17 protein-coding genes and 8 pseudogenes are annotated in these 25,283 nt (G+C 52.0%); 11 read left to right on the top strand and 14 right to left on the bottom strand.

Features of this window, described 5'->3' with window-relative positions; genetic code table 11:
• Positions 1–75: 75 nt before the first annotated feature.
• The 4 genes from H7A79_RS07330 to H7A79_RS07315 form a co-directional block, all read right to left on the bottom strand.
• On the bottom strand, positions 76–2,463 hold the full coding sequence (locus H7A79_RS07330) for a DNA translocase FtsK (protein ID WP_187001519.1): 2,388 nt from the start codon (positions 2,461–2,463) through the stop codon (positions 76–78).
• Between the two features lie 192 nt (positions 2,464–2,655).
• Complete coding sequence (locus tag H7A79_RS07325; RefSeq protein WP_377057434.1) at positions 2,656–3,120, bottom strand: DUF302 domain-containing protein; 465 nt, start codon at positions 3,118–3,120, stop codon at positions 2,656–2,658.
• A 383-nt stretch (positions 3,121–3,503) separates the two neighbouring features.
• Positions 3,504–3,989: a low molecular weight protein-tyrosine-phosphatase gene (locus H7A79_RS07320; protein WP_187001517.1), complete on the bottom strand. Its 486-nt coding sequence runs from the start codon at positions 3,987–3,989 to the stop codon at positions 3,504–3,506.
• Entirely contained in the window at positions 3,986–5,077 is a 1,092-nt protein-coding gene (locus tag H7A79_RS07315; RefSeq protein WP_187001516.1) for a conjugal transfer protein, read from the bottom strand. The genes H7A79_RS07320 and H7A79_RS07315 overlap by 4 nt, the downstream gene beginning before the upstream one ends.
• 102 nt (positions 5,078–5,179) lie before the next feature.
• Here H7A79_RS07315 and H7A79_RS07310 point away from each other — a divergent pair, with 102 nt between their 5' ends.
• Positions 5,180–5,398, top strand: a complete 219-nt coding sequence (locus tag H7A79_RS07310) for a hypothetical protein (RefSeq protein ID WP_187001515.1) — start codon at positions 5,180–5,182, stop codon at positions 5,396–5,398.
• A 99-nt stretch (positions 5,399–5,497) separates the two neighbouring features.
• On the opposite strand, the gene H7A79_RS07305 is transcribed toward H7A79_RS07310, so the two are convergent.
• From H7A79_RS07305 to H7A79_RS07270, 8 genes and pseudogenes are all read right to left on the bottom strand, one after another.
• Positions 5,498–6,130 carry a 7-carboxy-7-deazaguanine synthase QueE gene (locus tag H7A79_RS07305; protein WP_187001514.1) on the bottom strand — a complete coding sequence of 211 codons (633 nt, stop codon included), beginning with the start codon at positions 6,128–6,130 and terminating at the stop codon, positions 5,498–5,500.
• Between the two features lie 79 nt (positions 6,131–6,209).
• Complete coding sequence (locus H7A79_RS07300) at positions 6,210–6,581, bottom strand: DUF1304 domain-containing protein (protein WP_135035389.1); 372 nt, start codon at positions 6,579–6,581, stop codon at positions 6,210–6,212.
• 247 nt (positions 6,582–6,828) lie between these two features.
• Complete coding sequence (queD, locus tag H7A79_RS07295) at positions 6,829–7,254, bottom strand: 6-carboxytetrahydropterin synthase QueD (RefSeq protein ID WP_187001513.1); 426 nt, start codon at positions 7,252–7,254, stop codon at positions 6,829–6,831.
• Positions 7,251–7,907, bottom strand: a complete 657-nt coding sequence (queC, locus tag H7A79_RS07290; RefSeq protein ID WP_187001512.1) for a 7-cyano-7-deazaguanine synthase QueC — start codon at positions 7,905–7,907, stop codon at positions 7,251–7,253. The genes queD and queC overlap by 4 nt, the downstream gene beginning before the upstream one ends.
• A gap of 223 nt (positions 7,908–8,130) precedes the next feature.
• Positions 8,131–8,439 (bottom strand): Grx4 family monothiol glutaredoxin, encoded by a 309-nt coding sequence (grxD, locus tag H7A79_RS07285; protein WP_135035379.1) that lies wholly within the window; start codon positions 8,437–8,439, stop codon positions 8,131–8,133.
• A gap of 264 nt (positions 8,440–8,703) precedes the next feature.
• Positions 8,704–9,020: pseudogene (locus tag H7A79_RS07280) on the bottom strand (N-acetyl-gamma-glutamyl-phosphate reductase); the annotation flags it as partial.
• A 276-nt stretch (positions 9,021–9,296) separates the two neighbouring features.
• The gene (locus tag H7A79_RS07275; RefSeq protein ID WP_187001511.1) at positions 9,297–10,451 is read right to left on the bottom strand and encodes an NnrS family protein; all 1,155 of its coding nucleotides are present in this window, start codon (positions 10,449–10,451) and stop codon (positions 9,297–9,299) included.
• A 281-nt stretch (positions 10,452–10,732) separates the two neighbouring features.
• Entirely contained in the window at positions 10,733–11,095 is a 363-nt protein-coding gene (locus H7A79_RS07270; RefSeq protein WP_187001510.1) for a hemerythrin domain-containing protein, read from the bottom strand.
• Between the two features lie 95 nt (positions 11,096–11,190).
• On the opposite strand from H7A79_RS07270, the gene H7A79_RS07265 reads away from it, so the two are divergent.
• The 8 genes and pseudogenes from H7A79_RS07265 (at position 11,191) to H7A79_RS07230 (ending at position 21,438) form a co-directional block, all read left to right on the top strand.
• Entirely contained in the window at positions 11,191–11,619 is a 429-nt protein-coding gene (locus tag H7A79_RS07265) for an RrF2 family transcriptional regulator (protein WP_187001509.1), read from the top strand.
• Between the two features lie 582 nt (positions 11,620–12,201).
• Positions 12,202–12,341: pseudogene (locus H7A79_RS07260) on the top strand (IS1595 family transposase); the annotation flags it as partial.
• A gap of 37 nt (positions 12,342–12,378) precedes the next feature.
• Positions 12,379–13,029: pseudogene (locus tag H7A79_RS07255) on the top strand (IS1595 family transposase).
• Between the two features lie 661 nt (positions 13,030–13,690).
• Positions 13,691–15,139 carry a sucrose phosphorylase gene (gtfA, locus tag H7A79_RS07250; protein WP_187001508.1) on the top strand — a complete coding sequence of 483 codons (1,449 nt, stop codon included), beginning with the start codon at positions 13,691–13,693 and terminating at the stop codon, positions 15,137–15,139.
• Between the two features lie 2,114 nt (positions 15,140–17,253).
• A complete protein-coding gene (locus H7A79_RS15205; RefSeq protein WP_434968547.1) occupies positions 17,254–18,165 on the top strand; it encodes an ATP-binding protein in 912 nt (303 codons plus the stop codon).
• Positions 18,166–18,524: 359 nt separating this feature from the next.
• A pseudogene (locus tag H7A79_RS07240) lies at positions 18,525–19,169 on the top strand (IS1595 family transposase).
• A gap of 727 nt (positions 19,170–19,896) precedes the next feature.
• Positions 19,897–20,483 (top strand): annotated as a pseudogene (locus H7A79_RS07235) (IS1595 family transposase).
• Positions 20,484–20,790: 307 nt separating this feature from the next.
• Positions 20,791–21,438 carry an IS1595 family transposase gene (locus tag H7A79_RS07230; protein ID WP_187001649.1) on the top strand — a complete coding sequence of 216 codons (648 nt, stop codon included), beginning with the start codon at positions 20,791–20,793 and terminating at the stop codon, positions 21,436–21,438.
• Positions 21,439–21,850: 412 nt separating this feature from the next.
• Here the strand turns inward: H7A79_RS07230 and H7A79_RS07225 are convergent.
• Positions 21,851–22,528, bottom strand: a pseudogene (locus H7A79_RS07225) (IS1595 family transposase).
• A gap of 101 nt (positions 22,529–22,629) precedes the next feature.
• Between H7A79_RS07225 and H7A79_RS07220 the strand changes: the two are divergent.
• Positions 22,630–22,987 (top strand): annotated as a pseudogene (locus H7A79_RS07220) (IS1595 family transposase); the annotation flags it as partial.
• Between the two features lie 3 nt (positions 22,988–22,990).
• Here H7A79_RS07220 and H7A79_RS07215 read toward each other — a convergent pair.
• Positions 22,991–23,484: pseudogene (locus H7A79_RS07215) on the bottom strand (IS1595 family transposase); the annotation flags it as partial.
• 373 nt (positions 23,485–23,857) lie between these two features.
• On the opposite strand from H7A79_RS07215, the gene ccoG reads away from it, so the two are divergent.
• Positions 23,858–25,282 (top strand): cytochrome c oxidase accessory protein CcoG, encoded by a 1,425-nt coding sequence (ccoG, locus tag H7A79_RS07210; RefSeq protein ID WP_187001506.1) that lies wholly within the window; start codon positions 23,858–23,860, stop codon positions 25,280–25,282.
• Position 25,283: the final 1 nt, after the last annotated feature.

The raw sequence follows: 25,283 nt of genomic DNA, 5'->3' as shown, positions 1-25,283 counted from the left end.
AACTGTTTTTCAGACGGCCTTTCCATATTTAAACCGGCGAAGCAATTCTTAAAGATTATTTGCCCTAAAGATTATTTAAAGATTATCCTTCTGAGTCAAAATCTTACGGCTGCCGCCCACATCGGCGGGGGAAACGATGCCGGCATCTTCCAGAGCCTGCATCAGGTTGGCGGCGCGGTTGTAGCCCACGCGCAGCTGCCGTTGCAGCGATGAGATCGAGGTTTTGCGGCTTTCCAGCACAAAGGCGGCAGCCTGGTCGAAGAGTTCGTCGCTGTTGGCGTTGGGGTTGACGATGTTGGTGGTTTCCAGCGCGGCTTCGCCGCTGAGCAGCCCTTCGACATAGTTGGCGGGTGCCTGGCGTTTGACGTGGTTGACGATTTGGTGCACTTCATCGTCCGACACAAATGCGCCTTGCAGACGGGTGGGCTCGGCGTTGCCCGGCTGCAGAAACAGCGAATCGCCGTATTTGAGCAGCTCGTCTGCGCCCATTTGGTCGAGAATGGTGCGGCTGTCGATTCTGCTTTGCACGGTAAAGGCCATGCGGGTGGGGATGTTGGCTTTAATCAGGCCGGTTACCACATCCACGCTGGGGCGTTGGGTGGCGACAATCATGTGGATGCCGGCGGCGCGGGCTTTTTGGGCAAGGCGGGCAATCTGCTGCTCTACCGATTTGCGCTCGGTCATCATCAGGTCGGCCAATTCGTCAATCACCACCACAATCATCGGCAGTTTTTCGAGCGGCTCGGGGTGGTCGGGGTTGAGGCTGAAGGGGTTGAGCAGCGGCTTGCCCGCTTCTGCGGCTTCGGCCAGCTTTTTGTTGAACCCATCGATGTTGCGCACGCCGGCGTGGGAGAGCAGGCGGTAGCGTTTTTCCATTTCGGCCACACACCAGTTGAGAGCCTGGCCGGCCTCGCGCATATCGGTTACCACCGGGCAGAGCAGGTGGGGAATGCCTTCATAAATGCTCAGTTCGAGCATTTTGGGGTCGATCATGATAAAGCGCACTTCATCGGGCGCGGCTTTGAAAAGTACCGACAGAATCATGGCGTTTACGCCCACCGATTTGCCCGAGCCGGTCATGCCGCCCACCAACAGGTGGGGCATTTTGGCCAGATCGCCCACCACGGGGATGCCGGCAATGTCTTTGCCCAGCGCAACGGTGAGTTTGGATTTGGCATCGGTAAACACGGGCGAGGAAAGGATTTCGCTCAGCATCACGTCTTGGCGGCGTTCGTTGGGCAGCTCGATGCCCATGGTGTTTTTGCCGGCGATGGTTTCAACGATGCGCACGGCCTGCAGCGACATCGAGCGCGCCAGGTCTTTGGAAAGATTGACAATCTGGCTGCCTTTCACGCCCTGCGCGGGTTCGATTTCAAAGCGGGTGATAACCGGCCCCGAAGTGGCCGAAACCACTTGCGCGCCGATGCCGAATTCGGCCAGCTTGGCTTCGATGCGCTCGGCGGTTTGTTGCAGTTTGTCGGGGTTGATGGCGGGCGGTTCACCCTGCGGCAGGCGCAGCAGGTGCAGTGAGGGGAGGGTGTATTCGCCTGCAGGGGGCGGCTCGGCGGCTTCGCCTTTGCTGTCGAACAAGGCCGTCTGAACGGGAGCGGGCGGCGGGGCAATGGCCACTTTGCGGTTGCTGCTGGAGCCTTCGATGGGCTCTACAGGCTCGGCGGTGATGTTTTTGGCATCGCGCACCATGCGGCGGGTGGTTTTGGCATCGGGCAGGTCGCGGATGTATTTGTCTTCTTTGCGCACCAGTTTCAGCCACATCCACTCGAGTTTGGCACCGGTTTTTTCGAGTATGTCGAGCCACGACACCTGCACCAGCAGCGAGAGGGCGAGCAACACCACCACCAGCATAACCAGCAGGCTGCCCGAAGTACCCAGCAGAAGGCTGAGCCCCGGTGCGGCAAACGAACCGGTTAAGCCGCCCGCGCCGACCGGCAGGGCATCGGCCAATTGCGCTTTGAAGGCGAACACTTCCAAAATCGGGCTGGAGAGCAGCAGTATGCCCAGTGCGGCAAATGCGATTTTGTGGTTGTAGGGCTTGCTGTCGGGCGTTTTGAGGGGGCGGAAGTTTTTATACAGCCACACGCAGCCTGCCGCCACCAGCCACCAAAACGACAAGCCCGACAAATAATAGCCGACATCGGCCAGGTAAGCGCCGAACAGGCCGCCCAGGTTGCGCACTTCACCGGCTGCGGGCACGCTGCGCGACCAGGCGGGATCCTGCATGGTGAAGCTTGCCAGCGAGAGCGCGGCATAAACGGTAAGCAGCAGGGCAAACAGCCATAAGGTATCGTTAATCAGATTGGCAACGTGCGGCGGGCGGTTGCGCTTGGCCTTGCCGGGCGTTACGCCTTTGGCGCGGCGCGCTTTGGTTTCAGACGGCGCGGCAGCGGTTTGCGCACGCGGCTTGGCGGCGGTTTTTTCGTATTTTTTCGGGGATTGGTCAGCCATGGCGGTATAGCGGGGGTTCGGCCGTCTGAAAGCCATCAGGCGGCAAAATCGTGTCGGGGGCGAGAAAAGGCGCAATTATACAATATTATGCCTTGCAGGGCGCGGCAGGCTTTCAGACGGCCGGCAACGGGTCTGCCGCGTTTTGAGGCCGTCTGAAAACCACCGCGTGCCGCCGGGGTGCGAATCTGCCGATTATTCGGCAACGGTTTTTTGCAGCAGGGTTTCGGCTTTAGCCAAGCCGTTTTCCACATCGGAAAAATCCAGGCGGCTGTTTTCTATCAGCGCGCGGGTGTCTTGAAACACCACAGATACGCTGCCGCCGTTTTCGGTAACCAGCACGCGCAGGGGGAGGCGGAGGGCGAATTCGGGGTCTTTCACCATCAGCGGCGTGCCGGCTTTGGGGTTGCCGAATATGATGACTTTGGCCGGCTGCATGGTCAGCCCGTGCTGCCGGGCGGCCTTTTGATGATCGATCACGCCGAACACCGTCATGCCTTTGGCTTTAACGGCGGCCTCGATGCGTTGCACGGTTTCGTTGAAACCGTAGCGGCTGGCAACGGTGTGGGTCGGCTTGGCGGTACGCTCCGGTTTGGGCGGCGTGTGGGCGCAGGCGGCGGCAAGGGAGGCAATGCAGAGCAGGGGGAGGGTTTTCAGCAGTTTCATGGTGTTTCCTTTTTTAATCGGCCGGTTGGGCCTGGTGGGTAAAACGGTGTTGCCGCTGCAGGTGCGGCGGGAGGGTTTGATCTGCCTGATGTTTAAAACGGTAAAGGCAGGGTGTTCAGACGGCTGAAGCTTTTGCCAAATATTTTCAGGCCGTCTGAAAGGTTTCGATGCTGCTGTTTGCGGGCAGTAAAGTATGGTCTAAGCCGATGCAGGGGTGTCAAACGCGCGGGTTTGCGCCCGGTCGGATTCCTGCCCGCGCCGGCGGCGGCAAATACTGTTTGGCTTGGCGGCGTGTTGGTTTGCCGGGCACCCGGCGGCTCAAACGGTGTGGATGGGGTGCAAACTTTGCCTGCCGTATGCGCGGTTTGTGTGCGGTATCAACTGCGCCCGCTGCAGTTGGCGGTTAAGCTCAGTTTGTCCAGCAGTGCCCTGCTGCCTGCCGACACCAGGCGGAAGGTTTCATCGAAATCGCCGGTGTGCCACGGGTCGGGCACATGGTTGCAGCCGCTTTCGGGTATCAGGTCGGTGAGTTTGAAAATCTGCCCGGGGCGGCGGCCGAACAGGCGTTCGAGCTCGGCAAGATTGTTGTCGTCCATGGCGATGAGAAAATCATAACGGCCGCAGTCGCCGGGCTTGACCTGGCTGCTGGCAAAGCCCGAAGGGTCGATGCCGTGCTGCCTGAGTTTTTTCAGGGTGCCGCTGTGCATATTTTCGCCGTTGTGCCAGCCTGATGTGCCGGCGCTGGCAGCCTGCACGCGGTGTGCTGCGCCGGCATCGGCGGCCAGGCGGCGGAAAACGTATTCGGCCATCGGCGAACGGCAGATGTTGCCCAGGCATACAAACAAAATGCGGTAGGTTTTCATGATGGTTCTGCAAACAAAGGGTTGTGGCCGGGCAGTTTGAGCGCGCGGGCATAGGTGGGCAACTCGGCTTCTTCGGGCAGCACATCGTGCAGCAGGCGGATGTTTTCAACCCGGCATTCGGCCATCAGGTCTAGAAAATCCTGCTGGAGGACGGCAATGCTCTCGGCAGGGGAAAGCGGCCAGGCAAACACTTGGTCGGCCAGCTCGAAGGCGCTGTCGGTGGCGTTGAAGCCGAACAGGATTCTGCCGCCCTGCTGCGCGGCCACCACCACGCCGGCGCGCGGGCTTTGCAGGCGCACGGCGCGGATAGCGTTGGCGGCAAACACATCCAGTGCCATGCGCAGCCGCATACGGCTGCCTTCGGCGAGGGCTGCCGGCGGCGCGGCGGGGGCGAGCGGGTTGGCAAACAGGGTGAGGCCGGGTTGCGTGAAGGCGGTTTGCCACACCTGCATCAGCGGCAGCGCGGCTTCGCGCAGATTGGGGTTTAAGGCCGTCTGAATGCTTTTTTTGCCGTAGCCCAAGGCAAACACCACATGAACCGACTGCCCTTGCGGAACGGCCAAATCTGCCTGCGGCAGCTTGGCGGCAAATGCTTGGGCGGCGGCTTCGTTTTGTTTGGCGGCAAACCATAGGCCGGCATCGATGGCGGCCAAATCGGCCGAGCGCATCAGCTTGGGCAGCCAGGCTGCCTGCGCCAGTTCGCGCAGGTGCGGATAATCGGCCAGGCAGGCGCACAGCTCTATCGTTGGCGCGTTTAACGGCAGCGTGTGCGGCTGGTTGCAGCCGGCCACCAGCACCACGGGCAGGGCAAACCATTGGATTTCGGAGTCGGTTTTGGCCAGCAGGGTGTCGTTCAGGCTGTCGAACAGCGCGCGGTAGCTGCCGGCATCGGGTGCCATGCTCATGGCTACGGAAAGGCCGAGATAATGATTTTGCTGCAACATTGTGTAGATTTCGGCCTGCAGCGATTGGGCGCAGAGTGTGCGCTGTGCGGTAGAAGTGCCGTGCGCGATTTGCGAGGCATAGGTGAGCAGGCTGTTTTTGACGGGCTCGGCAGGATAGGGGCGGGGGTCGGGCAGAATCGGCATCGGCGTTGCTTTCGGAGTGCGCAAGATGGCGCATTATATAGTGAATCGGTTGGTTTCCGGTATCGCGAACCTGCTTGGTTTCCGTTGGGACGCTGCGGCACTTTGATTCGGCAGGTTAAGGAGAGCAGTTTTGCCGGCCGCATCGGGCGGCAGCAGAGCCGGTTGTGTTGTGTGTTGGCGGCCTGCCTTGCGGCAAAACCGGAGCAGGCTCACGACAGCCGCCTGCTTTCAAGCGATGACGGTATTGCCCTGCCCGATACGGCGTGCTGTGCCTGCCCGCCGCATTATACTTTATATTGGTTTGGGGAATCGGCAGTATAGGGGGGGCGCAAGGGCGAAGAAAGCGCGTTGCGGGGTGCGCTTCGGCCGTCTGAAAAGGCTTTGCCCGCCCGCTTTGGCAACCCAACCCTTGCCGCCGCGCTATTCGATGCCCGCCCATTTGTGCGCCTGCACGCTCAACTGCCAGTGCACGGGGGCATCGGGGCGGTTGTTTAACAGGCCGATTTGGCGGATGGTGTCGTAGATATTCATGCGGCCGTTTTGTTCGCAGGGAGAAAGATAATAATGCTTGGCGCGGATTTTCTGCTCCATTGCCGTGCAAAATGCCAATACGTCGCCATCGGCCACGATGCGCACTTCATCTGCTTTTTCAATGCACTGCTGTTCATATTTGGCCGCGTAGCAGGCTTTCGGGCTGGCGGCGGTGTAGTCGATCTGCGGCGGCACCGGGTTTAGGCCGTTGGTTTCGATAAAGAGCCGGTAACCCGCCGATTTCAAAGCATCGAGCAATATGCCCAAATGCGGCTGTATGGTCGGCTCGCCGCCGGTGATGATGACGTTTCGGGCGGAATAGTGTTTCAGACGGCCTAAAATATCCTGCAGGCTTACTGTTTTAAAGGTGAGGTAGTCGGTGTCGCACCAGGCGCAGGCGAGGTTGCATTTGCCCAGGCGGATAAACACGGCGGGCATACCGGTGTTGCTGCCTTCGCCCTGCAGGCTCTCGAATATTTCGACAATGCGGTAGGCGGGGTTTTCGGGGCGGATTTCTGTCATGTTTTCAGTTGCTCCGCTTCGGCCGTACGAACAGGTTTCGGGTGGGGCGCAATCTTATGGTTATCCTATTTCAGACGGCCTAAGCATATACCGCAACGGCCAGAAATGCCAATAGCGCGGGCAGGCCCTGTTTGAGCAGAATGCCCTTGTTTGAAGTGGCCGCGCCCCACACGGCGGCGGTGATCACAAAGCCGAGAAACAGCAGCGTGGCTTGGGAGCTTGCGTTTTGCGGCGCGAAAAACTGCGCCCAAATGATGCCGGCGGCCAGAAAGCCGTTATACAGCCCCTGGTTGGCAAACATCACCTGCACGCGCTTTTGCCGCATAAATTCTTCGGGCAGGCCGAAAATGCGGGCGGCCTGCGGGCCGGGAATTCTGCATATTTCGAGATACATAATATAAAAATGTTCGGCGGCCACGATTAAGGCCGCCAGGGTTGCCAAGGTTTGCATGGTTGGGTTTTCTCACAGGGTGTATCAACATAAAGAACAATGCAGTGCTGCCGGTAGTGCGGTGGGTGTTGTGCGTCCGCTTGTTCTTGACTCCGTTACAGTGCTGCCGTGCGGCGGTTCAAAGACAATGATGGTGTAAGCCGCGTGGCGGCGGCGGTGCCGAGTTGCCCGCCTGTTTGCGGCCTGCTGAGTGGGTGGAAAAAAGCGGGCATCCGCGATAAGGCAGGCTGCCGGTTTGCCGTGCGGGTTATGGTGGTTCGCTGTATTCGGCGCACGAGGCGGGCGTTTCCCACAGTTTGACGCTGCACACGGGCAGGCCGGCGGCTTTCAGACGGCCGTAGATTTCTACACTCAGGTTTTCGGCGGTGGTGCGGCGGGGTAAGCGCAGGGTTTTCATCTGCCAGCCTTCCAGCAGGGCGGCGATTTGGCTTTCGCGCGCGTTGGCGCCGTGATAAAGGAAAGCATGGTCGAACGGCTCGATAATGTGTTGTTCGACCAGGGTTTTCAAGTCGGCAAAATCCATCACCATGCCGGCTTTCGCGCCTGCTTCAATCAGGCCGTCTGAAACGGTGATTTCGAGCGAATAGGTGTGGCCGTGCAGGTTTCGGCATTTGCCGTCGTGGCCGTTTAGCATGTGGGAAGAATCGAAGGTGAAGATTTTGGTGATTTTCATGATGCCCTGCCTGTCAGGTATTCGGTCAGCCCGCGTTCGCGCAGCACGCAGGCGGGGCAGGTTCCGCAGCCGCCTGCGGTGCCCTGATAGCAGGTGTGGGTGTGGCGGCGGATATAGTCCAAACAGCCCATTTCATCGGCCAGCGCCCAGGTTTGCGCTTTGGTGAGGTGCATCAGCGGGGTGTGGATTTGGAAGGTGTAGTCCATCGCCAGATTGAGGGTAACGTTCATCGATTTGATGAAAATATCGCGGCAGTCGGGGTAGCCCGAAAAATCGGTTTCGCACACGCCGGTGATGATATGGCGGGCGTTGCGGCTTTTGGCGTAAACGGCGGCATAAAGCAGAAACAGCGCGTTGCGGCCGTCTACGAAGGTGTTGGGCACGCCGCCTGCGGGGGCTTGGATTTCGGCGGTTTCGTCCATCAGCGTGTTATGGGTGATGTGCTGCATCGGGCTCAAATCGAGCAGGGTTTGGCGCACGCCCAAATCTCGGGCAATAAAGCGGGCGCATTCCAGCTCGCGGGCGTGGCGTTGGCCGTATTGGAAGGTAACGGCTTCTACGTTTTCGCTGCCGTATCGGCGCACGGCCTGAATCAGGCAGGTGGTGGAATCCTGGCCGCCTGAAAAGACGACCACGGCTTTTTGAGGGGTCATGACGGGTTCCTAGTTTTGTTGTCGCGGGATGGATTGCGAACCGCGTAAACGAAAGAGGCGGGATAATGGCGGATTAGGGTGAAATCCTTTCACTGCCGTTGCGGCGCGGCCGCACCCTGCCTTGTGCCGGAAATAAAGGAGAACCGCTATAAGCTGCCAAGGCCGTCTGAAAGCATGTTTCAGACGGCCTGAAAGCGTTTCATCGGGCGGCATGGCGCGGCGGTTATGCTTTTAAGGCTTCCTGCAGTTCGCCGGCTTCAAACATTTCCATCATGATGTCGGAGCCGCCCAGAAATTCGCCATCGACATACAGTTGCGGAATGGTCGGCCAGCTGCTGTATTCTTTGATGCCCTGGCGCACGGCTTCGTTTTCCAGCACGTTAACGGTAACGAAATCTTCGCAGCCCGCAGCCTGCAGAAGCTGCACGGCGCGCGAAGAGAAACCGCATTGCGGAAACTGCTTGGTGCCTTTCATAAACAATACCACGCGGTGGGTGGTAACCACTTCTTTGATTTGTTCTTGGATGCTCATATCCGGTTCCTGAAAGTGATGAGTGTAAAAACAGGGCGATTATAGTGGATTCGGGCGGTTTCCGATACACGGCCGCACGCGGCAGTATGGGCGCGGCGGCGTGCGTTGTGCCGAGCTAGGGCAGCAGCGGCGCGTCGCGCAGGCCGTTTTGTTGCGCAGGCCGTTTTGTTGAAGCCGAACATAATGTTCATATTCTGCACGGCCTGCCCGGCCGCACCTTTCACCAGATTGTCGATAACCGACAACACAACCCACGCATTGCTTTCGGTAGTCGGCCGACAAATCCACCACGCGCACGCCTTGTGCCAGCAGCGCAGGGGCGCTTCTTTCATGGCCACGCCGTTGGGGGTGGCGAAAAACACCACGTTGCATTGCGCCAAACCGGCTTCATCGGGCGTTTGAAACTTTAAATCATACACGCCGCGCAGGCTGGGAAAATAATCGGCTACGGCTGTGCCGGAGTTGCTGCGGCTGGTTACGGCGCAAATTTCAACGCCGGGGTGGGCGGCAAGCCGGCGCAACAGTTCTACGCCGGTGTAGCCGGTGGCGCCGACAATGCCGGCTTTGATGCGGTGGGAGATGGTGGAATCCTCGCTGAAAGCGGCCGGAAAGGGGTTGGTTTAAAACCGGGCAGGCCGTCTGAAGGGCAGATTGTTCAGACGGCCTTTGCGGCTTGTGTCCGACACAGTTTGGTGCAAATCTGATGGTATGGGGTTGGTTCTTGAAGGGCGGATTCGGTTGGAATCGATACGGAACAGGCCGGCATTGTAAGAAATGATTGTGCCGGCCACCGACCGGCAACAGAGCCGGGGTGATGCGGCCTGCCGTTTCTGTTGGATTTCACCCGTAAACACCGATTATCCGGCCTTGCCGTCTGCACGGGGCGAGAGCAGCCACGGGATATAGCGCCAAGCATACAGCAGCAGAGAAAGGGCAAATAAAACGGCTGAGAAACGGATGCCGTGAGTGTAGGCCGTGCCGCTTGAAAGCGCAGCGGCAGCGCGCACCACGGCGGCAGCAGCCATCAGCCAAAAGGCTGCCGTTACCGATGCCGGCGAGGGATAGATGGGTCTGCCGGTGTGCCCCAGCGCGGTACGCGCCATCATGCCCACGGTAAGCAGGCCGATGCCGCCCACTCCGGTGAGGTGTACGCCCAAACTCAGATAGGCCGGCTGCCATTGCGCCGCGCCGGTGGCAATCAGGCCGAGCGCCGTAAACAGATAACCTGCAAACAACACCCACAACATAGGCTCGCGCAACACTTTGCCGTTCCACCACCGCCACACCTGCACCAAATTAACCGCACCGGCCGCCAGCATGGCGGCGGCGGCCAGGGGCAGGGCGGTTTGCAGCATCATCAGCACGGCGGCAAGCATGGGCAGCAGCAAGGCCGACCATGCCACCCAGGCAGGCGAGGCAACCTGCGGAATATTCAAACGTTTGGCAGTGAAAAACGGCATAATCCGCATACCCACCAGGCCGATAAAGCCTGCCACCATCATCAAGCCCGCCATCAGGCCGTTGAGCAGGGCGGCAGCGTGAAACGGCTGCAGATAGAGGTGGAACAGCGCATGGGTCAGCCCGAACACCAACAGAGCGGCCACCGCAATATAGTTGCGCGAATTGCGGCTGCGGATAACCGGCAAAGCCAGGCACACCGCCGCATAGCCGAAAAACACCGTGCCGGCAATGCCGCCCAGCGCCGCGCCGTTTGGAAAATACAGTGCAATCCGCGCCACCAGCCAGCAGGCGGCCAAACCTGCCAAAGCCGCGCCGCGCGTGGGCGGCTGCCCCGTCCAAGTGGCAACGGCGGTGAGCAGGAAGCCCACCACTACCGCGCCGGCATAGCCCCAAATCATTTCGTGGGCGTGCCAGTAAAGTGAAGGCAGTTCTGCCGTGCCTTGATAGCCCAAGCCCCACAGCAGCGCCGATAACGCACCGAAAAGTGCGGCCAGCGGATAAAAAGGCCGAAAGGCCATCGCCCACACGGGGCGGTTGAAAAAAGCATTCATGGCGGTTCCTGTGAAAGATAGCGGGTAAAAGGTATTTCGATATTATGCCGCCCCGCTTTCTTTAAAGTAATGAGGGCGTTAATCTGTTGGAAACGGCATAATCTGCGGCCTGCCGCTTGGGCTTGCTGCGCGGGGCGGCTATGGTTGGCGGTTTCATGCTTTAAAAGATGCGGCAAATTTGTGTTGCGGCGGGCAGCATCAGAAACTTTTCAGACGGCCTGCGGCTGCACCAGGGCCGTCTGAAAAAGTTGCGGCGCGCTTTTTCATGATAAGCGCGCCCATTATAAAAACGGCTCCAGGGCAGGAAAGAGCTCGCGCTCTTCAAAACGGGCGTGATTGCGCAGGGTGAGGGCAAACCCGGTGTTCCAAGCTTCACTGCCGTATTGCGGGGCGGCCGCCATCTCACGCAGTTGCCGGTGGTCGGATTCGAAGCGGGCGCGCAGGGAGGGGGCTATGTTGTGCCAATGCGGGGCAAACTGATGTTCTTCGGCAGCAAAATGCGCCAGCAGGTCGGGCAGGTGGGCTTCTATATCGGCCCGGTGGCAGCCGGCGGGATGGTGCAGAATGCGCAGGCACAATGCCAGCGAGTGATGATGTTCGCGCGAGCGTTCGATTAAATCAGGGTGGCGTTTGAGCGGTTTCATAGCGGCGGCTGGATAATTTTATAAGTTTCATATATTATGAAACTTTCCTCACCTATAAGTCAAATCAGTCAAACTCAGTCAAACCCATTACGATTATGTATTTAACCCAACATACCGATTACGGCTTGCGCGTGTTGATGTATACCGCTGTAAACGATGGTGCTTTGGTCAATATCGGCACGATTGCGGATACCTACAGTATCTCGAGAAGTCATCTGATGAAAGTGGTTGCTGCGCTGGTGAAAGGCGGCTTTCTCGACAGCGTGCGCGGCACCGGCGGCGGCCTGAAACTTGCCTGCGCGCCCGAGTATATCAGCATCGGCGCGGTGGTGCGCCATTTAGAGCCGATGCAGCTGGTTGAGTGTATGGGCAGCAACAACCGCTGCCTGATTAGCCCGGGTTGCCGCATGGCGGGCATACTCGGCGGGGCGGTAAAAGCCTTTCTGAACTATCTGGACGGCTTCACATTGGCCGACCTGATCAATAAAACCACTCGTGATTTGCTGTATGTGCCGAAAATTTGAGAACCGCGTATAGGCAGACGGGGGAGTTTGGAAACCAAAAGCGGGGCGATGCCCGGCCGTCTGAAATTTCAGACGGCTCCAGTTCGGTTTCATTTCGGGTCTGTATTATATTTTAAGGCCGGGGCAAGCCTGCTTTTTTACGGTGGGTTTGCACGCTTGCGGCATAAGGTAGCAAGCCGCAGGCGGCGCAAGCATTGCGGAGCCGCCTCTGCCACGGCGGCCGCCAAAACCGCTTTCTTTGTGCCAGATGCAGCAACGCGGCAACAGAAAATAAAGTGGATTCATTATCGAAGCCGTTTTGGCTCTGTATGGCTGTTGGGCTTTAAAGGCATCACGGCAAAACAATGGCAGCCGGTTTGTTTGAAGCGGCCTTTCTTTATATATATATTGTCTGCGCCGCCTTTAGTCCACCGTCTTCCACTGGTTTTGGTGGGGCGATAAACGCTGCTTGTTCAAGTACCTGTTACGCTCGCACAGGTATGGCGGGAAAAATGCCGATTCCCATCTTCACAATAACTTTCGTTATCGTTTCAATATAATTTAGGCTCTAGACTAGCAGAATAGCTCTGTTAGACTAGAAAAATGAAATATAACACCAAGTTAAGTGGCTATCAGCTCAAAAAATTATCAAGCATTTTTGTGTCGATATAGAAGCCTCAAAAACCGCTTTGCTGACAGGCTTCAACCGTAATACCATCAGCCACTGGTATAGCATTTTCAGGGGCTAACGTAGATTAGCAGTCATGATAGGCTGCTAAAATGAAGATAACAAACTGTAAATTAAGCAAAAAAGCACAGAGGACACTACTCAGATATTTTGTGCCGGAAGTTACCGCCGTTCGGCTGCCGATGTCTTGGGTATCCGGCCCAACACCGCCATACTCTTTTACTGCAAAATCCGCCTCGTCATCAGCCATCATTCGGCCTTGGAGGCATCAGGTTTTTGAAGGTTCCGTAGAGTCAGATGAGCACTGCTCCGGCGGTAAGCGCAAAGGAAAACGCGGCACAGGAGCCGCAGGCAAAGTGGTGGTTTTCGGTATTCCCAAACGTGGCGGCAAGGTTTATACCGTGGTCGTGGATAACGCCAAAAAAGAGAGTTTGTTGCCTGTTATTACGAAGAAAATCATGCCGGACAGTGTGGTGTATACCGACAGTTTAAGCAGCGATGATGTTCTGGATGTCGGCGGTTTTCACCACCATAGGATTAACCACGGCAAGACATTTGCCTAGAGGCAAAACCACATCAGCGGCATCGGGAATTCTTGGAATCAGGCCAAGCGTGTGCTGCGCAAATACAACGGAATCGACCGAAAGTCTTTTCCCCTATTCTTGAAAGAATGCGGGTTTCGTTTTAACTTTGGCACACCAAGTGAGCAGTTGAAAATCTTGCGGGATTGGTGTGGTATTTAGGGCTAAGCTACTTCAACCCCAAAATATTTGTTGAATGTTAGAATACCATTGTTTCGGCAGAAAACCAAAGCTGATGGGCATAAAAAATGTAAACAGCCAACTCTTTCCGAAAATATGATCAGAAGTTTATCTGATGTTATCTTCTTTGCATAACAGTTGTGTCATTCCTGTACGGAGAGAAAGCTGAGCGTTCGATATTTATGAGTGTTGTTTAATGTATTTCAATATTTTCATACGTCTGCCTGTGAAATGGGAATAACGGTATTTCGGTTTTCAGACGGCTTGCTGTATGTTTCAGAGATCCAAGCGATAGAGTGTACCAATGCCGTCATTATTTTGGGGTAGGGAGATAGATTAATAGGATATTGGTTGCGTATAAAATCAGGCCGTTTGAAAGAATATTTCAAACACTCAAGCTTTATGTCGATAAATGAAATTATGGGCAAGCCTGCGTCTCGTTGCGCGGATAAAGCGGAATTTGTTTTATATCAATTGTTTTATATCAATTAGTATTGCTTGCTAACATTTTCATTACACTAAACTAATTGATTTTTGCAGGGAGTTTGATATGATACTGTGCAAACTGACATCGGTGTCATGCTTGCCGGGCATGATGCGCTGAAGGTGTAATCCAACGACATTTAACGACAGGAAGAAAATCATGCAAGTGAAAAATGAAGCCATGTTGATTACCTATGCCGACAGTTTGGGCAGCAATCTGAAAGATTTGAAAAACGTGTTGGAAAAGCACATGAAGGGCGTGATCGGCGGCGTGCATATCCTGCCGTTCTTCCCGTCTTCCGGTGACCGGGGGTTTGCACCGATGGACTATACCAAAGTCGATTCTGCATTCGGCGGCTGGGAAGACGTAAATGCGCTGGCGAAAGATTATTACTTGATGTTTGACTTTATGGTGAACCATATTTCTGCACAATCGCCTTATTTCCAGGATTTTCAACAGAAAAAAGATGGTTCCGAATGGCGGAATTTGTTTATCCGCTATAAAGAGTTTTGGCCGGGCGGCGAGCCGACCGAAGAGCAGGTGGATTTAATCTACAAACGTAAGCCGCGTGCACCTTACCGCATGGCCGAATTTGCAGACGGCACCAGCGAAAAAGTGTGGTGTACTTTTGACGAGCAGCAGGTCGATTTAGACGTTACCCACCCGGTAACCAAAAAATTCATTAAAGACAACCTTGAATTTCTGAGCAAACAGGGTGCATCGATTATCCGCCTTGATGCGTTTGCCTATGCCAACAAAAAAATCGGCACCAACTGCTTCTTTGTGGAACCGGAAATCTGGGAAACCCTGAAAGAATGCACCGATGTGCTTGATGCGCACAATGTTACCGTGCTGCCCGAAATTCACGAGCACTACACCATCCAGCTCAAAATCGCCGGACACGATTATTACGTTTACGATTTCGCCCTGCCGATGCTGGTGTTGCACACCCTGTTCAGCGGCTGCGTTGACCGACTCGTGCATTGGTTGGAAATCTGCCCGCGCAAACAGTTTACCACCCTCGACACCCATGACGGCATCGGTGTGGTGGACGTAAAAGATTTAATGACCGATGAAGAGTGCGAAGCCACCCGCGAAGCTCTCTATGCCCAAGGCGCCAACGTGAAGAAAAAATATTCCAGCGCCGAATACAATAATTTGGATATCTATCAAATCAACTGCACTTACTATTCGGCGTTGGGCAACAATGACCAGGCCTATATCTTGGCACGCGTGTTGCAATGCTTCGCCCCCGGTATTCCGCAAATCTACTATGTAGGCCTGCTCGCCGGTGAAAACGACATTGAACTTTTGGAAAAAACCAAAGAAGGCCGCAACATCAACCGCCACTACTATTCTTTGGCAGAAATCGATGAAGCCGTGAAACGCCCAGTAGTACAACAACTCTTCAATCTGCTGAAGTTCCGCAACACTTCCCAAGCCTTCGATGGTGAGTTCTCTGTGAAAGCATTGGGCGAAAAAGAGCTGGAAATCGTGTGGAACAATGCCGCCGCAGGCGTATCGGCCAAACTGACAGTTAATACCGGCAACAAAACTTTCGCCATCCTTGAAACCGTGAACGGCGAGAGCAGAGAAATCACGCTGTAAGCCATATAGATGGGGTAATAAAACAAAGGCCGGCCGTCTGAAAGCCTGAACCATTTGCAAGATCAGTTTAGGTCATCTGAAAACATCTAATCTCCGCAATCTGCATTTACACGAAAATAAGCAGTGTAAGCTTATGGAGTGATGACGAAACTTTTTTGCCGTAAGGCAGCAAGCCCCAGGCTGTATAAGTAATACGATGGAGCGTAGTAACGCTGTGGAGGAATAAAGCTTCGAGTGCAACCTTCCACCAACAGAAAAGGCCGGTATTCGACAGCATACCGGCCTTTTTCGGCAAGAAGAATTGCAGCTGCAACCGGACACACGGCCAAACCGCACAAACCATCGGCTGTCCCCTTCCATGCCGGCCGCCAAATAGGGCATTCCGTCAGAGCAACATACCGTTCTCGTCAAGCGCTGCAACACAGTAATGCCCAAAAGCAAAACAAACCGCGCGGATAAATAACGGATTCCGTCCAACAGACCGTTGCAGAGCCGATTATCCGGAAGCACAGCTCTGCGTCCGCCGTTAGCCGACACAAAGGCATCAAACGGTACCGTTTACCGTTATCCCGCCAAAGATCGCAAAATGGCGGCAGCCCCGTCCGCGCACCGTTTCCAAACCATAGTGCAGGAAGGCAGTCGCGCGGGGATTAAGGCGGAAGGGCATTGGAGGTTACCCGGCCATTGTCGGCGGCAAAGCGCGCAGCGGCGGTTTGAAAACGGGCACATCATCGGCAGGAGCCGGAAAAGCAGGCTGCCGCAGCCGGGAGAAAAACCAAATTCACCGTCATCCGCAAAGCCGCCGATTTCAAAGCAAAAGATACGGCTATCCGCGTGCCGAAACCGTTCGACAACATGCTTCACACCGGACAACGGCAAAGCATTTTACCGGCACCCGGTCTCGCCCAGGCATCGGAGACGAAGCCTCTGCTGCCGGTACCCTTTTGGGAAAAGGGTTGGAGGAGAACACCAACAGGCTGATACGCCGATACTTTCCGAAAGGAACGGATTTCAGCAAAGCGGGTAGATAGATTAAGGAGGCATAGGGAGCTCAACTGCCACCCGGAAAAAAACTTGGCTATAGGATGCCGGCTGATTTGTGTTCACCGGCCCTTGCTGCTGATTTAATGATAGCATAAACAAACGGAATAATAATTACCGAAACTACAGCGATCCACTTTTTTGCATCGGTTATTCCCCATCAGAAGTCTCATTAAGTCGACTACATCATTAAATTTATTGCCTTTGAATCCGTAACTAACCTTATAGCATCTCTATGACCATCACCCACATATATGACATCCCAGCCTAAACTGTTTGGAGCACTCAATGTGAAACTGGAGAACAGGGTATTCTAGCTATTGATATTTAAAGGTAAATTGCTAAGTAGACCTGTATCAGGCACGCGTACTCTGCTGGGTTTAATGTACTCAAATGTGATAATCATAGTTTCACAGTTTTTTACGCAGATGGAGGGGGAACAAACGAATACGTCTATACATTTTTATTGAATCCATTGTCATCCCCGCCTGACTCAAACCTAGATAGACTATGCCTTTGTTTTTGGAAAAGCTCTGTATGACGTTACTTAAACTTATCTAGGTAAGGTAGATGCCGTCTGGACAAGTGTAACAACTAAAAAACAATACTGCTTTTACTGCTCTTTTCATTTGCTCTCCCGTACAAATTCGCCCTCCTGCACAAATTCGTAAGTATTGGTAGGAAATTCCACATCAATATAGGAGATTATGGCTCTGCTGTCTTTAATACTCACAAAATAGACTGGTTTGCCTTCATCTATGATAACGGCTCGTCCGTTATCTGACAGCCATCATTTTTCACCAATAGCCTTTTTGCATCTTAATATTCGGCTTCGAATGGTGTAGCATTGTTACGTCAGTATTGGCTGTCAATACTGTTTATATTCAAACAGTCCGCCAACATTTGTAGGGTTAATGTTACCGGCAGTGCAAAAATGACCACCTGACGGCAGTCAGAAATTGACCACCCTGACTTAAACTCGCAGCTTTAAAACAAAGGCTGCTTTCATGTTGAATCAGGAGACGGTTGCAGCCATCAAAGCGCTCAAACAGTAAGGCAAATCCATTCAAGGCATGACCAAAGAATTGGGATTGTCTAGAAACACCGTTAAAAAGTATCTGCCTCACAAAGACTGCGCACCGCAATATCAAAGAGTCGGATCAAAACCCGGCAAGCCCGACCCCTTTAAAGACTATATCCGCTCCCGCATCGAAGCCGCTGCTCCCGGCCGGATTCCCGCTGCCGTGCCGTATCGGGAAATCCTCGAAACGGGCTTTCAGGGCAAAGTCGGAATCGTCAGTGATTATGCCGCCATCCTCAAACCCAAACCCGATAACGAACCTGCGCTACGCTTTGAAATCAAACCCGGCCGGCAGATGCAGGCGGATTTCACCATTATCCGCAGAGGCGGCAACCCTCCGAAGGCCTTTGCCGCCACATTGGGTTACTCCCGAGCAAGCTGTGTCCGCTTCTATGACAACGGGCGTACCGAAGCACGGACAGACGGTTTGTGCAACAGTTTTGAACTCTTCTGCGGCATGGCGCACAAAGTGCTGTTTGATAATGCCAAAACCGTCATGATTCAACGTGATGCCTGTGCAGAAGACGGGCGCCGTCTGAATCCGGTGTTGCCGGCAGCAGCCGACGGCTACGGTTTCCTTTCCAAAATCTGCCGCCATATAGGGCTGGGACTAAAAAGCAGAGTAGAGCTTTTCAAGCGTTACCTGAAATCCGGTTTCATCATGCCTTTGCAGGCGACATTGCGTTCTTCAGGTTTGCTTTCGGATGTTCAGACGGCCGATTTGCCGTTCAGCCGGTGGGCCGGGGCTTTTGCCAACGATACGGCTTTGACTGCCGCCATGCTGGACAGATTACTCCGCCATTGTCATGTTGTTCGGATAAGTGGAGAGAGTTACCGTTTGAAGGACAAAAAGAAGATAGGCATTGCGCCTGTGATAAAGGAGATTTACCCCCCCGTGGGGTGAGCACAATCAAACTGCCGGTTCCGGCTTTAAAGTGGTCAGTTTTTGACGGCCGTGGACATGCTTGTAGTTGGCGAGAAAGAAAAGGGAAGCTATTACAAGGAAAGTCATGTCTGATAGTCGAGTTTGTGCGGATAGTTTGAGTATTGACGATGTATTTGAATGAGATACCATTGGTTTTCGCTATTATATTACAGGATTACTCATGGCAAAAAGTTTGTAATTTGTAAATAGACAAAACTACATCAACAGCATTGGGGGGGGGAATCAGAAAAAACGTGTCTTACATAAAATACAATGGAGGTGACCGAAAATATTTTTTAGGCTCTAGACTAGCAGAATAGCTCTGTTAGCCTAGAAAAATGAAATATAACACCAAGTTAAGTTACTATCAGCTCAAAAAATTATCAAGCATTTTTGCGTCGGTATAGAAGCCTCAAAAACCGCTTTGCCGACAGGCTTCAACCGCAATACCATCAACCACCGGTATCGCATTTTCAGGCACGAAACATACCGCTGCCAAAGCGGGCAAAAAGACCTGTTATACGGCAGCATAAAGGTTGATGAAAGCTATTTGTAGCGCGGTTTCCATGGCAAGTCAAAGCGTGGCAGAGGAACGCTTAAACAACCGTCTTTGGTATTTTCGAAAGAGACGGCAGGGTTTATACCGAAATCGTTCCTGATTGTAAAAAGCAAACACTTCAAGCTGTTATATTGGGAAAGGTCTCTCTGGAGAGTGTTTTTATTCTGATAGCCGGCGCGGTTACAGCGGCCTGGTCGATAAGCCGGCTACTCTACATTTGTGCGTTAATCACGGACAAAATGAGTTTGCAGATGGTACCGGGCGCATCAATGGTATTGAAAGCTTCCGGAGTTTTACCAAACTAAGGCCCGCCAAATTCAACGGCGTAACCAAAAACTTTGATTTGCACCTGAAGGAATGCGAATGGCGATGGAACCGAAACTCTGATGAACTGAGTTACCAACTTTGGGGGCTTTTAAAGTAAATTTATATAAAGCTGCTAGTCTAGAGCCATAGAATAATTGAAAAGTTTAAAATCGTCTAGACGCGGCAACAAAGGAGATTTGGGTGAAAATTGCTTATGTAATTTTATTGGTATTGATAGTAACTGTCTGATCAAACAGCAACCAACCAAAATCTCTGTGTGCCTGTAATGTTGTTCCTGTGAATCAGGAGGCTGCATAATGCACAGGCTACTTTCGTCCGTCACTCTTATCAGCATTCTTTTTGAGTGCTTGGAAAATGGCTATCATCAGGAATCCCATTTCAACAGTAGGAGCGGCACAAAATTTATCGGTATTTTGGTTAACTCCAATCTGCGAGTCCAAAAAAACAAAATGATTTCGTTATTGAGTGATCGGATTTTGATAGAGCTCAAACAGATAACCGTTACAGCATTTCAGTATTAGCTAAAGGTGTATTTACCAAAATGCAGTATGAAGATGAAAAAGGACTGCTATGTATGCTTCAGGACAGCAGAAAAGCCTATTTTTAGTTGAAAGACGAAAATGGTTCCGAAACCGGAACAGTTATTTACGAAAGGACTAAATAGTGAGAACGACAACATTAACCGTATTAGCTTCGTGTTCCGGTTTGGCGGCTTGTTCTGAATCTATACCAAACCCAAGCGAAACTTATAAATTTGAGGAAGAACGAATTTTAAGAAGGGGCTTACGAAGCAAAATCAGCAAAAATGATGTTAAGCTTCTGATATACCTATTAAAAACAAATACCAAAAGTTCAGTAAAATTACCGAATCAAAATTCCGTCAAATCCTGCGCCTTTTCACACTTGATTTGACCGTTTCCGATACCGCCAGACTCACCGGCATCAGTACCCAAAGTGCCAATATCTGTTTCTCAAACTGCGTTGCCGTATGGCTGCTGAATGTGAACGGCAAACTCCCTCTGCCGGTGTGGTCGAACTGGACGAATCCTACTTCGGCTCCAAACGCATCCGAGGGCGGGCGGGGGAGAGGGAGGCAAAACCATTGTTTTCGGCATCTTAAAACGGGACGACAAAGTCTATACCGAAGCGGCTATCACGGCTTGGTTGATATGGGCTGTGAAAAGCACTTCAGGGTACATCATGGTGTAGACGAGTTCGCCCGGGGTGCGCAACACATTAACGGCATCGAATTGTTTTGGGGTTATGCCAAAAACCGCTTGGTTAAATTTAACGGTGTACCGAAACAGACTTTTTATTTACATTTAAAGGAAACCTAATTTCGCTTCAATCACAGGCATGATGATCTGTATTAGTCTTGCTTAAAATACTGAGAAATCGACCCTTGGGCTAATTTTGCTTCCTAAGCCCCTTAAGAATATTTGCGCAGCCATCAATTTGGAAAATTAGCCCTCTTACCGATGGTAAAGATGGGAATTTCAAAGTTGAAACAGCATACAAAATTGACATCCAAAGTGCAGTATTTTTCTTTGTCAAAGATAATAAAAATAAATTTTGTAATGAAAGTTTGGGAGATTTAAACCAAGGCTACTTTGAATACGATCTTGAAAAGGGTATTCGTTTAGAAAATCAAACTGAATTTTCTAAAAAAGTTAGGGGCTGACGTAGATTAGCAGTCATGATAGGTTGCTAAAACGAAGATAACAAACTGTAAATTAAGCAAAAAATCACAGAAGACACTACTCGGATATTTTGTGCCGGAAGTTACCGCCCGTTCGGCTGCCGATGTCTTGGGTATCCGGCCCAACACCGCCATACTCTTTTACTGCAAAATCCGCCTCGTCATCAGCCATCATTCGGCCTTGGAGGCCGATCAGGTTTTTGAAGGTTCCGTAAAGTCAGATGAGAGCTGCTCCGGCGGTAAGCGCAAAGGAAAATGCGGCACAGGAGCCGCAGGCAAAGTGGTGGTTTTCGGTATCCTCAAACATGGCGGCAAGGTTTATACCGTGGTCGTGGATAACGCCAAAAAAGAGAGTTTGTTGCCTGTTATTGCGAAGAAAATCATGCCGGGCAGTGTGGTGTATACCGAAAGTTTAAGCAGCGATGATGTCCCGGATGTCGGCGGTTTTCACCACCATAGGATTAACCACGGCAAGACATTTGCCCAGAGGCAAAACCACATCAACGGTATTGGGAATTTTTGGAATCAAGCCAAGCGTGTGCTGCGCAAATACAACGGAATCGACCGAAAGTCTTTTCCCCTATTCTTGAAAGAATGCGGGTTTCGTTTTAACTTTGGCATACCAAGTGAGCAGTTGAAAATCTTGCGGGATTGGTGTGGTATTTAGGGCTAATCTACTTCAGCCCCAAAAGTTAATTAAAAATATCAAATAAATCAAATGATTTAAGTAAGTTTCTGAACAGTTCAGCGATTAATTCGACAAATCCAATAACTCATTTGATGAAACAATACTTTCCGGCGCTGAAAAGTCTTATATCAATGTTATAAATAATGCCGTTCCCATTTTTTGGGATGCTATTTCTCTGGATTGTGTATCAGGCCATGCAGTTGATATACGGACAGGCGGACGGCAGGAAAATTACCCATACTTTTTTAAATTTATCGTGATTCTGACCTGCTCCAATCATGGAATTACGTTTGAGAATATATTGGGGATCCCGTGATAAACGGTATTCCCGAACTGCTCGGGATAATGACGGGATAAGACCAGAAGACGTTGGTAGCTTCGTTCACAAAAATCATGGCTCTAGACTAGCAGCTTTATATAAATTTACTTTAAAAGCCCCCCAAAGTTCGTGACTCAGTTCATCAGAGTTTCGATTCCATCGCCATCCGCATTCCCTCAGGTGCAAATCAAAGTTTTTGGTTACGCCGTTGAATTTGGCGGGCCCTCGTTTGGTAAAACTCCAGAAGCTTTCAATACCATTGATGTGCCCGGTACCATCTGCAAACTCATTTTGTCCGTGATTAACGCGCAAATGTTTAGAGTAGCCCGCATCGACCAGGCCGCTGTAACCGCGCCGGCTATCAGAATAAAAACACTCTCCAGAGAGACCTTTCCCAATATAACAGCTTGAAGTGTTTGCTTTTTACAATCAGGAACGATTTCGGTATAAACCCTGCCGTCTCTTTCGAAAATACCAAAGACGGGTTGTTTAAGCGTTCCTCTGCCACGCTTTGACTTGCCATGGAAACCGCGCTACAAATAGCTTTCATCAACCTCCATGCTGCCGTATAACAGGTCTTTTTGCCCGCTTTGGCAGCAGTATATTTCGTGTCTGAAAATGCGATACCGGTGGTTGATGGTATTGCGGTTGAAGCCTGTCGGCAAAGCGGTTTTGAGGCTTCTATACCGACACAAAAATGCTTGATAATTTTTTGAGCTGATGGTCACTTAACTTGGTGTTATATTTCATTTTTCCAGGCTAACAGAGCTATTTTGCTAGTCTAGAGCTATTCTATTTAACAAAGGGGCTAAGAAAGCACAACCACCCAATATTAATGATAAGCTTATGAAATAAAATTAAAAAACAAGTATCAAAAGTGCAGTAAAATTACCGATTCCCAATACCGTCAGGTCTTACGGCTTTCCGCTTTCTATTTGAACGCTTCCGATACCGTCCAAACTGACCGGAATCAGTGTTGGAAGCATCAACAGTCCGTACCTGAAGTTACGCCGGAGCCCTGCTGGCGAATGCGGGCAGACACCTCTTTCTAAAACGCCGTAGAATCAGACGAATCCCATTTCAATGCAAAAAGCATCCGAGGTAAACGCGGGGGCAAAGCGAGTGCTAAAATCATCGTTTCCGACATCCTAAAACGAGGCAGCAAGGGTTTGTACCGAAGTTGTTCCCGATGCTTCCAAAGCAACGCTGCAAGATGCCGTCAATGAGGTTCCGATGGTCTGTGAACACTTTGGAATGGTTGATGCAGTGATAAACAAAACGACCAGCATCCCATTTATTGCGACTGCCCGGGCTTATTGTGCAAACGATGCTGTCAGGCATAAATTTTCTTTTGATTACATGCAGTAAAGTTCCAAGCTTGGCGTTATCTGCAACTACCGTACAGATCTTGCCGTGTTGGTTCAGGATGCCGAAAACGGCCACTTTACCTGCCGCGCCGCGCCCGTACCAGCCCTCACGCCTTGCACTGAAACAACTTTCGTCCAACTTAACCGAACCGTCAAAAACCTCATCGTCAGCCGGAGTCAAATGATGGCTGGCGACTTGGCAGGTTTGACGGTGGAATAGGGCTGACGAATTTTAGGCATACCCAAAATATCGGCAGCGGAACGGGCAGTTGCTTCCGGTACAGAAAATAGAGTAGTTTTTTGTGATTTTTTCTTTAATTTGCAGTGTGTTATCTCTATTTTTTGAGGGTAATACAACTAAATAATCCGGTATTGTCTCTTTTATTTGTGTTTTTCAGACGGCCTCGCTTGGTTTTTGGGCCGTCTGAAAACCTAAAAAAGTGTAGGAAATTCCAGCGTTGTTTACACTTTCCGTTTTTTGCATGCAGACCCATTTTGGGATTTTTGAGGGTTGTCAAGAATGCCGAAAGGCACGGCGAAGCCGCATCGTTCTTGAGAATGCTCGAAAATCACGAAACCATCATTCCAGCAAAAAAAAACAAAAGCTGTTTGGCATAAAAAGTGTAAACAACCCGACCTTTTCCAACACCTGTTATAATGCTGCGCCATAACGAAAATAACGCAAGCCATTATCAAGCTGAGGAACTCCGCCATGTCAAGCGTACCCAAAGGCCGAAATCAATCTAAAGAACAAGTTATCCAACTTTATCAAGGTGCAAAACGCATCCATCCGAAGATGGCTAAAGGGCGTTTCGCCAATTTGCGCCTGTTGATGATTTTGGCTACGCAGTTCGTGTTTTATGTGGTGCCGTGGTTCAACTGGAGCGGCCGCCAGGCGGTTTTATTCGATATTCCTGCGCGTCATTTCTATATTTTCGGCCTTTCGTTGGGCATGGGTGATTTGATTTATTTGGCTCTGTTGCTGATTATTTCTGCCTTCGGCCTGTTTTGGTGGACCACTATCGCCGGCCGTTTGTGGTGTGGCTACTCCTGCCCGCAAACGGTTTACACCGAAATCATGCTGTGGATAGACCACCTTGTCGAAGGCGACCGCAACAAGCGTTTGAAGCTCGATAAAGAGCGGTGGAATTTCCGTAAAATCCGCATTAAAACCATTAAATATCTGTTGATTTTTATTGTGTGTGCGTGGACGGGCATCACTTTTGCCGGCTGGTTTACGCCGATACGCGAACTTGTGCCGGCCGTATTCACACTCACTGCAGGCGGCGGTGCGCTGTTTGCTGCAGCATTTTACGGATTTATGACTTGGCTGTTTGCCCATCAGATGCGTGAGCAGGTGTGTCTGCATATGTGCCCTTATGCCCGCTTTCAGAGCGCGATGTTCGATAAAGACACGTTGGTGATTTCTTACGATACCGAACGCGGCGAGCCTCGCGGAGCCCGAAAGAAAACCGCCAGTAAAGAAGAAATCAAGCTCGGCGACTGCATCAATTGCACTATGTGCGTGCAGGTGTGCCCCGTGGGCATTGACATCCGCGATGGCTTGCAGTATCAATGTATCGGCTGTGCCGCCTGCATTGATGCCTGCGATGAGATTATGGATAAAATGAACTATCCGCGCGGGCTGATACGCTATACCACCGAAAGCGTGCTGGCGCACGAATATACCGATAAAGACATCAGAAAACGCTTATTGCGCCCGCGTGTTATCGGTTACGGTGCAGTATTGGCTGCTGCCGTGGCCGCCATGATTGCCGGCATTTCCACCCGCGAAACCCTCAATGTAGACATTATCAAAGACCGAGGCGTGATGGTGCGCGAAAATAACCAAGGTTGGCTGGAAAACGCCTACAACCTGCGCATCATCAACGACAGCGAAAAAGAGCAGCGTATCACTGCCAAAGTAAGCGGTTTTGATGAAATTTCCCTCACCGGCCTGCCTTCAGACGGCCTGACCGTTCCCCCGAAAGAAACCGTTACCGTGCCTGTTCAGGTTGCCACCATTCCCGAATACGCCGATAAAGGCAGCCACCCTATAGTGTTTGAATTCACCTATCGCGAAGCAGGCGGCGAACCGCACACCATCATAGAAAAAGCATCGTTTATCGGAGAATAAA

Origin of the sequence: Neisseria musculi (assembly GCF_014297595.2) — a bacterium.
Classification (GTDB): Bacteria; Pseudomonadota; Gammaproteobacteria; order Burkholderiales; family Neisseriaceae; genus Neisseria; species Neisseria musculi.
This window is presented reverse-complemented; position numbering and strand designations above follow the sequence as displayed.

What these genes read in the sequence shown, in the direction of transcription:
- H7A79_RS07330 (WP_187001519.1), bottom strand. Translation starts at nt 2,463, where the DNA reads ATGGCTGACCAATCCCCGAAAAAATACGAAAAAACCGCCGCCAAGCCG.
- H7A79_RS07320 (WP_187001517.1), bottom strand. Translation starts at nt 3,989, where the DNA reads ATGAAAACCTACCGCATTTTGTTTGTATGCCTGGGCAACATCTGCCGT.
- H7A79_RS07315 (WP_187001516.1), bottom strand. Translation starts at nt 5,077, where the DNA reads ATGCCGATTCTGCCCGACCCCCGCCCCTATCCTGCCGAGCCCGTCAAA.
- H7A79_RS07305 (WP_187001514.1), bottom strand. Translation starts at nt 6,130, where the DNA reads ATGACAGAAATCCGCCCCGAAAACCCCGCCTACCGCATTGTCGAAATA.
- H7A79_RS07300 (WP_135035389.1), bottom strand. Translation starts at nt 6,581, where the DNA reads ATGCAAACCTTGGCAACCCTGGCGGCCTTAATCGTGGCCGCCGAACAT.
- queD (WP_187001513.1), bottom strand. Translation starts at nt 7,254, where the DNA reads ATGAAAATCACCAAAATCTTCACCTTCGATTCTTCCCACATGCTAAAC.
- queC (WP_187001512.1), bottom strand. Translation starts at nt 7,907, where the DNA reads ATGACCCCTCAAAAAGCCGTGGTCGTCTTTTCAGGCGGCCAGGATTCC.
- grxD (WP_135035379.1), bottom strand. Translation starts at nt 8,439, where the DNA reads ATGAGCATCCAAGAACAAATCAAAGAAGTGGTTACCACCCACCGCGTG.
- H7A79_RS07275 (WP_187001511.1), bottom strand. Translation starts at nt 10,451, where the DNA reads ATGAATGCTTTTTTCAACCGCCCCGTGTGGGCGATGGCCTTTCGGCCT.
- H7A79_RS07270 (WP_187001510.1), bottom strand. Translation starts at nt 11,095, where the DNA reads ATGAAACCGCTCAAACGCCACCCTGATTTAATCGAACGCTCGCGCGAA.
- H7A79_RS07265 (WP_187001509.1), top strand. Translation starts at nt 11,191, where the DNA reads ATGTATTTAACCCAACATACCGATTACGGCTTGCGCGTGTTGATGTAT.
- gtfA (WP_187001508.1), top strand. Translation starts at nt 13,691, where the DNA reads ATGCAAGTGAAAAATGAAGCCATGTTGATTACCTATGCCGACAGTTTG.
- H7A79_RS15205 (WP_434968547.1), top strand. Translation starts at nt 17,254, where the DNA reads ATGACCAAAGAATTGGGATTGTCTAGAAACACCGTTAAAAAGTATCTG.
- ccoG (WP_187001506.1), top strand. Translation starts at nt 23,858, where the DNA reads ATGTCAAGCGTACCCAAAGGCCGAAATCAATCTAAAGAACAAGTTATC.